Genomic DNA, 15044 nt, shown 5'->3' with positions numbered 1-15044 from the left:
CTGACCGGACTGCCAGCGCGCTATGCCACGTTTAAACTGTGAACCGTTCTATTTCCTGCTCGCGCCAGACGATGCCTGCTCCCGGCAGCTCCCCGAAGTGCGCTTTACCGTCTTTAAACTTCAGGGTCGGCTCAAGGATTGGACCCGCAAGGTCCATCCGCTCCAGCCAGTGACACGTAGGGCTGATCGCCAGAAGGTGGGCGCTGAATTCCTGGAAGATGTGGCTCGACATCGGCAGCCCATGCTGCTCCGCAAGTGCGCTTGCACGGAGCCATCCGGTAACGCCGCCAATTTTCATCAAGTCAGGCATACACAGGTCGCAGGCCCCTGCGCCAAGTGCGAGACTCATTTCGTCGGGCCCGAACCAGTTCTCGCCCATTTGAACGGGGACATTCAATGCGTCGCGCACTTTCGCATGTCCTTCGTAATCTTGTTGCAACGTCGGCTCCTCCACCCACGACACGCCTTCCTGCTCCAGCACTTGGCCACGACGGATGGCTTCCGGGATCGTCAGACCCTGGTTGTAGTCGACCATGATCTGGACGTTGTCGCCGACCACCGCGCGGATGCTGCGGACCACCTTGATGTCCTCCTGAAGGGTGGGATAGCCGATCTTTGTCTTGATGGCAGTGAAGCCGGCTTCCGCTGCGCCCTTCGCCCGATGTGTCGCGAGTTCGACACCATCCATGCTGTGGCTGTCATAGGCAGGCAATGGTCGCGCGACGCCGCCGAGCAGCTCAACCAGCGGAAGTCCATGTAGTTTGGCCCTCGCATCCCACGCCGCCATATCGATGCCGGCCGTGGCCATTCGGACCAGACCTGTCATTCCGAGCAACCTGAATTTCGACTGCATCAGTTGGTCGATGTGACGAGGCGCCAGCGGCTGTCCTTCGATCACCGCCGCCAATTCATCCACCATTCGTTGGACCGGCTTCAATGCCAATGGCGTGTAGGTGAAGAGGTAGGCATGCCCTGTAACGCCGCTATCCGTGTGCAAGTCGAGCAGAACCAGCGGGGCGCTGGCCACCGTACCGACAGCAGTTTTAACCGGGTATTCCAGAGGGACGTTCACTGCCCGCGTGCGCAATCCAACGATTTTCGTTTCGCTCATCATCGCTCCATCACATCCGTCTCGTACTTCACTGCATTTGCTCCCGCATCTTCGCGCGCGTTGTCAGTCCAGACATAGTCTTTGGACAACATCGGAACGCAAGGGCAACCGATTTGAGCAAGCGTCCTGTCAATCTCGTCTTTCATGATTTCCAGCACTGCGTCTACTCCACGCGCTCCATCCGCAGCGAGTCCGTACAAGGTCGCGCGGCCGAGCAGCACAGCTTTCGCTCCCTTTGCGAGTGCCTTGACAATATCGGAGCCTCGTCGAATTCCGCTGTCGAGCAGAACGGGAGCACGAAGCCGAGCGGCGGTCGGCTCGAGTGCTTCCAGTGGCGCGATGGCGCTATCAAGCTGGCGGCCGCCGTGGTTCGAGAGAATCACCCCGTCCGCGCCGAGCGCTATGCACCGCTCGGCATCGTCGGGGCGGCTAATCCCCTTGATGAGGAGCTTGTGCGGCCAGAGGCTTCGCAGCCACGACAGGTCGTCCCAGGAAAAGCTCGCATCCATCTGCCGGCTCATCAACGCTGCCTGCAGTTCGGTATCCTGCACGTCATCGCTGGCAAAGTTCGCGAGCTGCGGCACGCCCTTGCGTACGAGGTCAAATGACCAGCGGGGGTGAAGAGCGCCATCGAGAATCGTTTTGGGGCTGTAGCTCATCGGCAGCCCGAAACCGTTCCTGATATCGCGCTCACGCTTTCCGTTCACGGCGACGTCGGTCGTCAAAATCAGCGTGGTGTATCCAGCGTTCAACGCGCGCTTGACTAGTATCTCAGCCAGCTTCCGGTGCACGACGTAGAGCTGAAACCAGAGCTCGCCTCCAGATGCCTTTGCTACGGCCTCGATTGAGGCTGTGGATGCGGTCGACAACGCAAACGGAATCCCAAATTTTTCCGCTGCGCGAGCCAGCACGAGGTCGCCCTCTGGCCAGAGAATGCCGTTCAACCCGGTCGGGGCTATGACAAACGGCGCGCTCAAGCGCTTGCCGAAGAGCGTTGTCTCAATGCTCCGCTTACTGACGTCGACCAGACGGCGCGGTTGGAACCGGACGCTATCGAAGACTTGCCGGTTGTGCTTCAAACCGAGTCATCTTCTGCGCCGCCTTCGAGATAATCAAACACCATTCGAGGCAGCCGCTTCTTCGCCAGGAGACGAAAGTCGGCTACGTTCACAGGCTTGCTCATTTCACATTCCTCTGCTTGCTTACGCCGTACGCGTCTCGACTTCGATGAGCACCGGCTTTTTGCTGGCAAGCGCCTCGCGCAGCGCAGAGGTCAACGTTGCACTGGAGTCCGCATGCAGAGCGTCCACACCGTATCCACGAGCGAGAGCACAGAAGTCTAGGCCGGGCACATCAAGTCCAGGTACGTCTTCGACCTGAAGAACGCCTGCGAACCAGCGCAACGCGCCATAGGTGCCGTTCTTCATGATGATGAAAATTGCAGGGATTTCGTATTGAGCTGCGGTCCAGAGCGCTTGGATGCCGTAATTCGCAGAACCGTCGCCAATCACGCCGATAACTTGCCGTTCCGGCTTCGCCAATTGAATGCCCACGGCAGCCGGAAGCGCGAACCCTAGTCCGCCGGCAGCAGCAAAGTAATAGCTTCCCTGCTCCGTCATGCGCAGGCGCTGCCATAGGATGTTCGTGGTCGAGGTGGACTCATTGACGTAAATGGCGTCACGTGGAGCCATTTCATCGAGGATGTCGAATACGCGCTCCGGCGTAAGCGGACCGGGCGCTTCAGGCGCCGGCTCCGGTCGACGCGTTGCAGCGGGTAGCGCACGGGTGCTCTGAGAAACTTTCTCGCTAAGCGCCCGAATCGTCAGTGCCACATCTGCAATGATTGCATCGCCCATCGGGGCACGAGTCGCTTCGTTGATGTCGCAGGTGATAGCGATAAGGCGGGTGCCCTTAGGCAGGTATTCGCCCGGCTCATATTGGTGATACCGGAACACTGGCGCGCCGACGACGAGCACCAGGTCATGGCCGTCGAGGATACGGCTGATGCTGGCGATACCGGCCGGCAACAATCCACGAAAGCACGCATGCGTAGTCGGAAACGCGCAGCGAGGAGCAGACGGAGCCATCCATACCGGCATCGAAAGTTTTTCGGCAAGCGCGACAGCGAATGCGTTTGCGTTGCTAGCATCAACGTCGGGGCCAACAACCATAGCAGGGTTGCAGGCGCCTTCCAGCGATTCAACCAAATCTGCCAGCGCTTCTGCGGACGGCAACCCTGCCAGCTCGACACGACGCTTCGCCAGATGTTCTACACCGGGGCCCGCCTCCTGTTTCCAGTCGTCGTATGGCACCGAGACGTACACCGGGCCAGCAGCAGGCATAGCGGCCGTATGAATAGCGCGGCTCAACGCGAGAGGGACCTCTTGTGCACAACTGGGCTCGCAACTCCACTTCACCAGCGGACGAGGGAGCGCCGCCGCGTCCACGTTTGCCAGCAGTGCTTCGACCCCCATCATTGTACGAACCTGCTGCCCGGCCGTTACGACCAGCGGCGTATGCGAATTCCATGCATTCGCGAGCGCACCCATTGCGTTACCGGTTCCCGCGGCTGAGTGCAGATTCACGAATCCGGGGCGGCCGGTCGCTTGCGCGTAACCGTCAGCCATTCCTACGACAGCCGCCTCCTGAAGGCCCAGGATGTAGCGAAAGTCCTTCGGGAAATCTTTGAGAAACGGCAACTCGTTTGAGCCGGGGTTGCCGAAGAAAGTGGTCAATCCTTGCTCGCGAAGGATTTCGTAACATGCTTGGTGAACGGTGGTCATGAGATTTCTTCCTAGTCAACACACCGATGCTAGGACCCGGTATAAAATAAATCAAATCATCTATTTTTAGATTAAGTAATAGATGTTGTCTATATAGGCCAATCATCGTGACCACAACCGACCTGAACCTCATTCGCGCCTTTGTCGCTATCTACGAGACGGGCAGTGTGAGTGCGGCAGCGAAGCGTCTGAATATCACGCAACCGTCGGTCAGTCATTCGCTGAGCCGGCTTCGAGACTTGCTACAAGACCCGCTCTTCACGCGCACGCGTGAAGGAATGATTCCGACGTTCAACGCCACCCAGCTTTTTCATGCGTTCAAGAGCGCACTGGACAGCATCGAGACGGCTATATCGACCACTCGCAATTTTGACCCGACGCAGTCAACCCGCTGCTTCCGGCTTGCGTTGTCCGACCTCGGGGAGCTCTATTTCCTGCCGTTTCTTGTCAAGGAACTGCAGACAATCGCGCCCTCGATGGCACTGGAAATCGTGCAACTCGACAGCGAGCGCATCTCCGAATGGCTGACGACCGGAAGCGTTGACGCTGCCGTCGGAAACCTGCAACTCACGGGCGGGCAGGCGAGAAAGCGAACGTTATTCACGGAGACCTACTCTTGCCTGCTGAGTGCCAAGCATCCGCTCATTGGTGAAACGTTGAACCTGCAAGAATATGTCTCAGCAAACCACGTCGTGGTCGCGCCGTTTTCAGGACACCACTTGGTGGAGGACGTGATGACGGAGATGGGGCTGTCCAGACGAATTGCACTTCGCGTACCGCACTTCACGAATATCGTTGCAGTCATTGCGTCCACCGACCTTGTCCTGACGCTCCCAACCCGCGTTGCACATGCTTTCGCTAGCGACGGAAGAATGCGAACGCTGGCATTGCCGTTTCCGATTTCGTCGTTTGACGTCAATCTCTACTGGCAGCCTCACACGGAAGACTCCGCGGCTCAGCAATGGTTTTGCGACACGATCACCCGTACATTGAGCGGAGTTTGACGTGTCACACATGCTGAGTTCAACGATTCCTTTCCGCGCGGCATGAATCTTGGAAGCCCGTGATGGGGGTCACCGCCTCCGCTGGCGCCTCCAGCGTCTGAGAGAGTGAGCGACCCTTGACGACTATTCGCCCGCTTCCTTTCCAGGTCCTGGTTGCTCGCCAGGCGGCGCAAACGTCGTGTGCAGCTCTTCTGGCAAAGACTCCTGCTCGAAGTTGTGCACACGTGCCGAGGGCTTGCGATTAAAAAGCAGGCGCAAGACGTCCGGTCGCGAGTAATGGCCGACCGGGTCGTACGCGGCCTTTGCGACGCCAATCATGCCTAGGTCAACATCTGCGTAGAGCAACCCCTCCTCGGTCTCGCCGAGCGGATTGCAAAGCGGTGCGCCATCGGGCCCATAGATCATCGCGAAGCCGCCGCCTTCCGTTAATAGCGGAGCCTTCGCCGGTGTGTCGATAAGGATCTCCAGCATCGCCTTTGACACCGTGGCGCACGGCGCCAGCACGAAGCATTGGCCTTCAAGCGCGTACACCTGGCTGGCCGCATTATTCGCCTGCGCACTGAGCTGGAACGCAGCCCCCCGATAGACCGAGAAACTCGGCCACGCGGCAACGTGAATCTGTTCGTGCTGAGAGAACATCGCGAATTTCGATAACGGCTGAATGTGCTCTGCGCAGCAAAGCGCTCCCAGGCGCCCAAGTGAAGTGTCGTGTACCGCGAGGTCACTTCCATCACCTTCGCCATACACGGTGCGCTCGGCGTGAGTGGGTTTCAGCTTCCTTCGAGTCGCTACAACCTTGCCGTTGTCATCGATGATTGCCTGCGCGAGGTACAGCGTGCCATTCGAGCGCTCGGAGAAACCCAGCACCACATGAATCCTGTTCCTGGCTGCGGCGAACTTCAGTCTTTCGAAATGCTCGCTGCCAATCACGAGCGAATTTTCGAAGTAGCGTCGAACGAACTGCATGCCCCATGCCGGCGAGTCTAGCCATATCCACCAGGGATAGCCAGGGAGCCATACTTCGGGGAACGCGATGAGCGACGCGCCGGCGGCCGACGCTTCTTCAATCAGTTGAATGGCTCTTGCAACGCCCTTTTCAAGGTCGAGGAATTCGGGGGCGGCCTGCACGACCGCGACCTTAAACTGCGTGACTACATTGCCCGACATAACCCCTCCGAAAATAATTTAGCTTCAAACATAAAACTGCCGACGAATCAGAAAAAACCCAGCTTGATGACCATCGCTGGCGCATCTATAGATGGTTTTCATAATGCAATATAGAAGGACTCTATATTTTCCGAGCCACTACATTTAACCAAATCTTCGCCCTACTATCTGGTTTATGGCGCTATCCTAGATGGGCAAAAAAAGCACCTCTTGACTGGGGCTGTCGCAATACCAGGACAAACGTCTCATTGCGCTGCAGCGCCTCGCCCCGACACACCGAACTCGGCGTATTTCTTGATTCTTGTGAGACCCCTATCCTGCCTAAGCTGAGGCAACACCGTCAGCATAAAGAGAACATTGATGTGAAGACTTATTCAATTACCGAGGCTGGTCCAGTGTCTGCAAAGATCGATGAATGGCTGCACCTTCTTGGGCAGTTGTTCGTCAGACTCGAATACATTCGTACCGATGTTAATGCGGATAAGGAACTGACCGCTCAAGTCGAGAGCCGCACATTTTCTGACCTCTTGTTGCATCAGGTAACGTCGACGAAGCAGTCACTGAAGAGAACACCTCAACGCGCAATGGACAGCGAAGGCGAATTCTTCCTGGTTGCGATGCAAGTAAGCGGTGTTGGTGAGGTCAAACAAGACGGTCGTGCAGTGGTACTGGCCCCAGGCGACTTCGCCATGTACGACACTACCACGGCATACAACCTCGACTTCAGCGCGGAGTTCCGACAAGTGGTAGTTAGCGTGCCCCGCGAGCATTTGCGCGCCCATGTCCCCGGCGCAGAAAATCTGACCGCCTGCAAGATTTCGGGAGAACGACCGGTCGCGCGACTGCTCTCAGCTATCGTCAGCGGACTTCCTCTTGCTATTGACGACTCCGGTCCCGATACCCACACACTTTTCTCAAAGGCCGTGCTGGACCTTATTGTCGCCAACCTCCGAAGCCTCCCCGAGTTCTCGGAGTCAAGTGGGGGAAAATTGAAGCGCTATCACGAGGAGCGAATCAAGTCCCACATCAGAGAGAATATTTCTGATTCAGGACTGAGTGTCGCGAAGATTGCTGAAACCCTTGATATGTCGATCAGTTCGCTCTATCGCGCATTTGAGGGGCAAGCCACATCTGTCGCCGAAATGATTTGGCAAGAGCGGCTGAAGGCAGCCCGAACGGCGCTTCAAGACCGGTCGTGCGCGGGAAAGAGCATCAAGGAAATTGCGTTCGACTGGGGTTTCTCGGACCCGGCACATTTCAGCCGAACCTTCCGTCAGCACTTTGGGACAACACCTCGCGAGTTTCGGATGATGTCCCTCGCGGGTTGAACGTATCAATCCTTCCACGTTATGACTGACCGTCGTCTGCTCAGGTGATTGTCGACCTTGGCAGTATTCCACGAACAAAGAAGGCTTCCGCTTTGCGCACTTCAAGCCGAAGCCACTACCTTTGATTTTACGCTGCTCTATCATTGGCAATATCAATAGCTCGTTATTAAAAATCTCTATATCGCTGGATTCCATTTGTTTGGGCATACGTTCACTCCCCCGAAGTGGCGTGATCTCCAAGGAGCGACAACGACATTCTTTTTAGTGCAGCGGGAAATCAACAACAGTTCATCCAATGTCTCCAATACTGTTGTTGGCCCGACACAGTCGCAGCCACCACTTCCCGAATATTTATGTCGAAGCTAGTCTGCTTTTCATTGAAGGGCGCGAGGGGGGGGCACTACCGGTCATTCATTGATTTATGCAGCCCCTCGTAACGACCAAAATGACAGCACGGTGGGCCGCGACGGCTCGTTCATTCTAGTCAGACATCACCAGATATTCTGCGGCTATATCTGCTTATAGATGACATGTATAGCCCAGGTATTGACGGCAAGCCCTGATGCTCATGTGAGGCAGCTCTCAGGGGTCGATGCAAAGCAATTGCTCACGACCGCGAACCCGACCTCAATCCAGAGATGGCGAAGAGTGAGGATTCAGCTCTTAATATGTGAAAGGCATCAGACTGAAAGCCGCAATGAACCTATCTACGTCCGACATAACGCTTGAAGAAATCCGCCTGTTTGGCGACATTGTTGCCCAGCTCGAGGAGTTGGGGCCGATTGTCGACATCCGGAGCGTCATGCTGCCTGCGATAACCCGGCTACTCCGTTCGGATTTCGCCGCATCCTTTGATTACGACGATAAATCGAGACTGTGGCAGAACGGCTTCTCGTTCAACGTCAACAAGTCGCTCGTAACTCGTTACGAGACGTGGTTCCAGCATAACGACCCGATGACGATGCAACTCGCCGACCGACGGGTCGCGACATATGTTGAAGAAGTCATCTGTCGACGTGACCTCGAACATACTGAGTTTTACAACGATTTCCTGCGGCCTGAAGGCTTTCATCATGGAATCAACGTGTACTCCTTCGAGGCGAACACGCACGTCGGTGACCTCCGCATCTGGCGAGCCAAAGGGCGTCCCGACTTCACGGAGCGGGACAAAATCCTGTTGAATGGAATCGAACCGTTTTTTAGGAGGGCGCTCACACGCCAACGCTGCAACTGCACTGGACTCACTGACCGTGAGAATGACGTAGCGCAGCTTGTCGCGACTGGGTGCACCGACAAGGAAATCTCGCGCACCTTAGGAATAGAGCTTTCGACTGTGCGTACTCATCTGAGACGCGTCATGGTCAAGAAAGGGGTCACGAATAGGTCCAAGCTCGCGGCGGTTATCGCCTGACGCTAGCGCCACGAGGTCGCTGACGGGACGGCAGCCGAAAGTTTAATCACAACAGTGTCCAGCTGAACGTCGTGCTCAAGCGGCGAAAGTGCGGCACATACTCATGCTGCGAGCGGTGAGAGGGTTGATGCCGAGCGATCGTTCGGGTCACACTTTTTGATGATGCGCATCAAAACCAGCAACGCATACCCTATGGTCATCACTGTCACATGGAATGCTGGCGATGCCGTACACAGACCCCCTGTCCCTCACTGAAGCAAGAACAGCTCTGCTGCGCCGGGAGTTCACGTGCGTCGAATATGCGTATGAATTGATTGAGCGGCATACCTATTGGCGCAACCTCAACGGCTTCGCTTATTTCGACGAAAGCCGCCTTCTAGCTGAAGCAGCTCGCTCTGACCGGGAACTTAAGCGGTCAAACTCTCCGCGACTTTTGCTAGGTTTGCCTATCGCCGTTAAGGACAACATCAACACGGCATCAATGCCGACTGGCGGCGGAACGATGGCGCTGCGGACGATGATGCCCCCACAGACCGCGCCGACGTTAGTCAGACTGTTGAAGCACGGGGCATTGGTCGCCGGAAAGGCGAACATGCATGAGTTGGCCTTCGGCGTTTCTAATAACAATCGAGTCATGGGTTCTGTTAGGAATCCATATGATATCACTCGAATTCCGGGCGGTAGCAGCGGAGGCTCTGGCGCCCTGGTAGGTGCCGGGGTCGTTCCTGCGGCGCTCGGAACAGATACAGGCGGTTCTGTGCGGATTCCCGCAGCGCTGTGTGGCGCAGTAGGCTTCCGCCCAAGTCAGGGTCGTTATCTATCGGGCGGCGTCGTTCCCATTTCCAGCACTCGCGATACCGTAGGTCCTATCGCACGTTCCGTCGAGGACATCGCGCTGCTTGACGCCATCCTTGCTGGTACCACCGCGTTTTCTGCCAAGCGCAACGCGACGCGACCCATTCGTCTCTTGATACCACGGACAACCTTCTGGCGCGGTCTCGCGCCGGACGTCGAAGAAGTGGCAAATGCTGCTCTCTCCAAGCTCGAGCAGTCCGGTGTGGAATTAATAGAGGTCGACTTAAACGCGTACCCCGGCTTCTTTGATGAAGGACTGGCAACCATCGCCATGTACGAGTTCCCCGCGTCGATGCGCGAATATCTTGAAGAGTGCGGATACAACCTGACAGTCGAGGACATCGTCGCTGAAATTGGCAGCCCGGACGTCGCCGAACTGGCGCACCGCATTCTGGGTCCTGATGGTATTGGCGAACCGTCCTACAAGGCTGCTCTTGAGAAGAGAGCCGTTTCACGGGCCGCCTACGAAAAGTGCCTCACCGACAACCACGCTGATGCTCTTGTATTTCCGACGACGGTGAATACCGCATGTCCGATCGCGTCGGGCGATTCCATAGTCTTGAACGGCGAAACCGTCCCCGTCTTCCCGACATACATCCGAAACACTGAGCCAGGAAGCAACGCTGGCGTGCCAGGCATCACTCTCCCCGCGGGTTTGACACTAACCGGCTTGCCCGTAGGCTTGGCCCTTGACGGTGCGCCCGGCACTGACCGCGAGCTCATCGCGATATCGCTGGACATTGAGAAGGTCCTGGGCCGGATTCTCCCACCCAGTCAAGCCTACGGGCTGGTCATCAAGAACCCCTAGAAGCGCGCCCCTTAAAGAGTTCGGAGCACAAAATGAATCGACGTAATTTCCTTAAAAATTCCGCCCTCGCCGCCGTCGGGACGAGTGTCGCTGGCCCTCTGTTCAGCGGCGCCGCACGGGCGGCTGGAAAGCCACTGAAAGTAGCGGTGATGGCTAACATGAGCGGGCCAGCCGCGTTCTTCGGGCAGGCGTGCAAGAATTGCGCGACACTCGCCGTCGCTGACATCAATGCGCGAGGAGGCGTTCTGGGCCGTCCGCTCGAGCTCCTCGTTGGAGATGCCGGGACAGCACCCGCGGAGGCCGCACAGACCGCGCTTCGCCTCTGGAGACGAGACGGTGCCGAGGTGTTCGTCGGCTCTCACGACAGCGCTGTTCGCAATGCACTAGAAGGTGTCTTCCGCGGGAAAATTCCCTATTTCTACACACCTGTCTACGAAGGCTCGGACTGCGCACCCGGGACCTTCTTCCTTGGCGAAACACCCAAACAGCAAATCGCGCCAGTCATTCCGTATCTGACCCTGCAGAACAAGGTCAAGCGGTGGTATTTCGTTGGCAACGACTACATCTGGCCGCACAAGTCCAATGCTGTTGCCCGAACGTTAGTAGAGAGTGCTGGGGGCACAGTTGTCGGCGAAGAATACGTTCCCTTCACGGTCGACAACTTCGATTCGACTCTTGTAAAGATCCGGGACAGCGGTGCAGATGCCGTATTCATCACGCTCGTCGGTGGATCATCGGTCACCTTCAATCGCGCCTTCGCAAGCTTTGGTTTGAGCGACAAGGTGCTCCGCTACGGCACCCTGCTTGAAGAAAATACGATTGCTGGTATCGGCGCGCAAGGCACCGACAACCTGTACTGCGCGTCGGGCTTCTTCTCCGATGGGAAGACGCCGTCTATCCAGGCATTTATGACCAGGTATCACAGCTCGTTCGGCAAAACGTCTGTCTTGAGCGGCGTCGGCGAATCGGTGATCGAGGGTTTCATGATGTTCGACGCTATCGCAGCCAAAGCCAAATCAACTGAAGTTGCGGCCCTGGCGAGTGCCTCCGAGGGAGCAACCTATGACGGTCCTCGCGGAAAAATCACCATGAAGGGAAGGAACGCAACCTCCGATATCTACCTCGCCAAAGCGAACGGAACCACCTACGACATCGTCAAAACGTTCCCGCAAATGGATTCCGGCGAGGTTTGCCCCCTTGACCATTCCACACCCTGAGCTAGCTATGTTGATCTCGTACTCCTTGAACATCGGGTACGCCTGCGCTGCACTCATCATGACGACCCTGGGACTTGCCATCGTGTTCGGGCTACTCGGCGTACTGAACATGGCGCATGGCGAATTTCTGATGATTGGTGCTTACGCCGTCGTCGTGGTCCAGCATGCGCACCTCCCGACCGCCCTGGCGTTACCCCTCGCGGCAGGGGTCTGCGGCGTACTCGGGTGGCTGGTGGAGCGGCTGCTAATCCGGCCTCTTTATCAGCGTCCGTTCGACACTCTGCTCGCAACGTGGGGACTCTCAGTGATGTTGAGAGAAGCTATTGCAGCCATATTCGGACGAGGCTATCAAGACGTGACAGGGGTAACTTCCAATCCTGTTAGCGTTTTTGGAACCGCCTATCCTTTGTATCGGCTGCTGATTATCGTAGGTGTTGCTGCTGCAGTTATCGGTCTCGCTGTCTGGTATTCCCGAAGTCAAGCTGGAGCAAGGATAAAGGCGATGGCGAGCAATGCACCCCTTGCTCGCGCCGCAGGCATCAACACCACCCTACTCGCTAGCGGCACCTTCATCACTGGGGTTGTGGTCGCTGGAATCGGGGGTGTAATTCTCGCGCCAATTGTTCGTGTCGAACCGTACATGGGTCTCGACTACCTTCTAACGTCATTTTTCGTGCTGGTTGTTGGAGGACTCGGGAGTCTTCTCGGCCTTGTGACCGGAACTATTGCAATTGGTGGAACTCAGTCAATTGTTTCGGGTGTGCTGGACCAAACCGCGGGCTACACGGCCGTACTCATCCTCTCGATTTATTTTCTCTGGAGCAAGCCGAATGGCCTCATCGCGCGCTCTTGAGCTGATCGCACAGGCGGTCATTGCATGCATCCTGCTCACTGTACCGCTCTGGGCTGGAGACTACAGCGCAACGCAGGTTGGCCTGCTTCTACTTTACGGAATGGGCGCGCAAAGTGTTGCCCTGTGTTGGGGAAGAGCAGGTTTCCTACCGTTGGGGCAGGCCTTGTTTTTTGGCGTTGCAGCGTACTTGAGCGCCTACACCCTAAAATGGATGACACCCAGCTACGGCTTACTCGCTGTAGTCGGGGTAATACTGGCAGCACTTTTGTCAGGTGTTTTTGCCTACCTCATTGGTCTCCTCGTCTTTGCACGTCGCATCGATAGCGGCCCATTTTTCTCGCTCATCACTCTTGCGTTGAGCATGCTCGGTTTCCTGCTTGCTAACCAGTGCAGCTCAATTACAGGGGGCTTCAACGGTCTAGCGGATGTGCCAGACATACCGCTAACGGAGAAATACGGAAACCTTTACTACGTCATCACAATATGCGCGATTCTCGTTACCGCGTTTCTCACCTGGCTCGTCAAGCGCCCCGTAGGAGTGCTGTGGAGCGCAGTTGCGGAAAACGAAAATAGACTCCAATTTTTTGGTTTTGCAACGCATAGACTGAAAGCTGCCGCATTTGGAATTGGAGCCGGCATAGCGGGACTTGGCGGGGCATTGTATGCCCCTCACGAAGGGATTGTGACACCACAGTCGTTAGGACCCGACCTTTCAGCACAGTTCGTCATATGGGCAGCCGTGGGTGGAAGACGAAGTCCACTCGGCGCGCAGCTGGGCGCTCTGGTTATCGGATTACTGGCGGCACAATGGCGGGACCAGTTCTCCTTTTGGGAAGTCTTCATCGCCGCAGTATTCATTGTGGTGGTGAGGTTTTTCCCGGAGGGACTTGCGGGTATCGGTCACTTGATTTCAAGGGGCATTGCAAGCTCGAAGGTGCTGCAATTGACTGTTAGCGATTGGGTCGCGGCGCCCGAGCTGAAGCACAGACTATACGCAGATACCTCTCGACCAGTCCTGCAGTTCGACGAAGTGGAGGTTTCTCAAAGCGGAGTCGGCATCTTAAATGGCTTGAGCCTCGCTGTAGCGGGTGCGGGCATTAGCTGTGTTATTGGACCGAACGGCGCAGGCAAGACATCCTCCTTCAATGCGATGACGGGTCGTTTGCCCGTGAAGTCCGGCCAAATCATCGTCTATGGTGAAGCCGTTGTGGGTCTTCAAGCCTGGGAGGTTTCGCGTCTTGGCGTGGGCCGCAAATTCCAGATTCCATCTGTCTTCGACCGTCTGTCTGTCGAAGACAATATGCGGGTAGCCATTTGGGCCAACAGGATACGGACTGTCGACATGCTGAAATCGGATCCATTGCACTGGAATTCGCCTGCAAGAGCCCGAGCGCAGAATCGCTTCCTGTTCATCGAAGAACAGTTGAAGAACAACGCGGGAGCGCTGTCGCAAGGCATGCGTCAAATGCTTGAGTTCGCGATGGTCGCGACCATGGAGCCGAAGCTCTTTCTGTTGGATGAGCCATGCGCCGGCTTGTCGGCGCACGAGACACATCAGATGATGACTGCCATCAAGGCAACGGTTGAGGAGGGTCGGGCCTCGGCGTTGGTAATCGAACACGACATGAGCGCGCTCGAGCGCATTGCGGACAACGTGATTGTCTTGCATCAGGGCAAGCGGCTCGCAGTGGGTTCGCTTGACGAGATCAAGGCATCGAGCGAAGTGCGGGCTGTATACGCAGGAGGTCGCAAATGATTGACGCCATGACCTCATCAATGGTCTTTAGCGATATTGTCGCCGGCTACGGCGACACGATGGTTTTGCGCGGTGTTTCAGCGGAAATCCGTCGCGGCGAGGTGTTGGGAATACTTGGAAGAAACGGCGTCGGCAAGTCGACACTAATGCGCGCCCTCACTGGAAATATTCCGCTCACCAGAGGGGATGTGACCTGGAAGGATGCAAGTATCGCGCGCTTTCCGGCCCATGCCCGCCGCGGCCTTGGCATCAGTTATGCTCCGCAGGAGCGCCTGATCTTTGATGCGCTCTCTGTCGCCGACAATTTGACAATTGGATTCGCCGACAGGAGCCTTGCACGCTTCGATACCGCTCTGCAATCTTTCCCACGCATCAGGGAGCGATTGCAGCAGCAGGCGGGAAAGCTGAGCGGCGGTGAAAAGAAACTCTTATCGTTCACCCGAGTGATTAGCGAACGCTCCGCATTGACGCTGATTGATGAACCCTCGGAAGGCGTCCAGCAAGAAAACCTCGAGCGGATGGCTGCTCTCATCCGGCAACGGACGGCAGAGGGCGCATCGTTTGTCGTCGTCGAACAGAACATCACTTTCCTTGCATCAATTGCAGACCATTTCCTCGCTTTGGACCATGGTGAACCCGTGTTGCGCGCGTCGGTCGGTGAAGTGACCAAAGAAAGTCTGGAAGCGGTTCTCCACGTGTAGGTGCTTACATTCTGGGCGTGTCGTCCAGCCATCGCCTTGACTGCAACGTA

The 15044-nt window shown here is 56.6% G+C and carries 11 protein-coding genes and 1 pseudogene; 8 read left to right on the top strand and 4 right to left on the bottom strand.

All coding sequences use genetic code 11. The features are described from left to right. Positions 1-31 precede the first annotated feature (31 nt). The 3 genes and pseudogenes from ACSOSP_RS18745 to mdlC all read right to left on the bottom strand — a co-directional run bounded on the left by ACSOSP_RS18745 (position 32) and on the right by mdlC (position 3894). The gene (locus ACSOSP_RS18745) at positions 32-1114 is read right to left on the bottom strand and encodes an enolase C-terminal domain-like protein (RefSeq protein ID WP_455308785.1); all 1083 of its coding nucleotides are present in this window, start codon (positions 1112-1114) and stop codon (positions 32-34) included. Continuing rightward, a pseudogene (locus tag ACSOSP_RS18740) lies at positions 1111-2294 on the bottom strand (alpha-hydroxy-acid oxidizing protein). The gene ACSOSP_RS18745 and the pseudogene ACSOSP_RS18740 overlap by 4 nt, the downstream one beginning before the upstream one ends. A 19-nt stretch (positions 2295-2313) precedes the next feature. Then, complete coding sequence (mdlC, locus tag ACSOSP_RS18735; protein WP_455308784.1) at positions 2314-3894, bottom strand: benzoylformate decarboxylase; 1581 nt, start codon at positions 3892-3894, stop codon at positions 2314-2316. Between the two features lie 107 nt (positions 3895-4001). On the opposite strand from mdlC, the gene ACSOSP_RS18730 reads away from it, so the two are divergent. Further along, positions 4002-4898: a LysR family transcriptional regulator gene (locus ACSOSP_RS18730; protein WP_455308783.1), complete on the top strand. Its 897-nt coding sequence runs from the start codon at positions 4002-4004 to the stop codon at positions 4896-4898. Positions 4899-5021: 123 nt separating this feature from the next. Here ACSOSP_RS18730 and ACSOSP_RS18725 read toward each other — a convergent pair whose 3' ends face one another. Continuing rightward, positions 5022-6065, bottom strand: coding sequence for a carbon-nitrogen hydrolase family protein (locus ACSOSP_RS18725; protein ID WP_455308782.1), 1044 nt, complete (start codon positions 6063-6065; stop codon positions 5022-5024). 362 nt (positions 6066-6427) lie between these two features. Between ACSOSP_RS18725 and ACSOSP_RS18720 the strand changes: the two genes are divergently transcribed. The 7 genes from ACSOSP_RS18720 to ACSOSP_RS18690 all read left to right on the top strand — a co-directional run bounded on the left by ACSOSP_RS18720 (position 6428) and on the right by ACSOSP_RS18690 (position 14994). Beyond that, positions 6428-7393, top strand: coding sequence for an AraC-like ligand-binding domain-containing protein (locus ACSOSP_RS18720; protein WP_455308781.1), 966 nt, complete (start codon positions 6428-6430; stop codon positions 7391-7393). A gap of 697 nt (positions 7394-8090) precedes the next feature. Further along, a complete protein-coding gene (locus ACSOSP_RS18715; protein WP_455308780.1) occupies positions 8091-8804 on the top strand; it encodes a helix-turn-helix transcriptional regulator in 714 nt (237 codons plus the stop codon). Positions 8805-9027: 223 nt separating this feature from the next. After that, complete coding sequence (gene iaaH / locus ACSOSP_RS18710) at positions 9028-10467, top strand: indoleacetamide hydrolase (RefSeq protein ID WP_455308779.1); 1440 nt, start codon at positions 9028-9030, stop codon at positions 10465-10467. Between the two features lie 32 nt (positions 10468-10499). After that, complete coding sequence (locus ACSOSP_RS18705) at positions 10500-11684, top strand: ABC transporter substrate-binding protein (protein ID WP_455308778.1); 1185 nt, start codon at positions 10500-10502, stop codon at positions 11682-11684. Positions 11685-11691: 7 nt separating this feature from the next. Then, positions 11692-12537: a branched-chain amino acid ABC transporter permease gene (locus ACSOSP_RS18700; protein WP_455308777.1), complete on the top strand. Its 846-nt coding sequence runs from the start codon at positions 11692-11694 to the stop codon at positions 12535-12537. Further along, positions 12515-14293 carry a branched-chain amino acid ABC transporter ATP-binding protein/permease gene (locus tag ACSOSP_RS18695; protein WP_455308776.1) on the top strand — a complete coding sequence of 593 codons (1779 nt, stop codon included), beginning with the start codon at positions 12515-12517 and terminating at the stop codon, positions 14291-14293. Before ACSOSP_RS18700 ends, ACSOSP_RS18695 begins: the two co-directional genes overlap by 23 nt. Further along, a complete protein-coding gene (locus ACSOSP_RS18690) occupies positions 14290-14994 on the top strand; it encodes an ABC transporter ATP-binding protein (RefSeq protein WP_455308775.1) in 705 nt (234 codons plus the stop codon). Before ACSOSP_RS18695 ends, ACSOSP_RS18690 begins: the two co-directional genes overlap by 4 nt. Positions 14995-15044: the final 50 nt, after the last annotated feature.

It is taken from the genome of Caballeronia sp. KNU42 (genome assembly GCF_053760385.1).
This window is presented reverse-complemented; position numbering and strand designations above follow the sequence as displayed.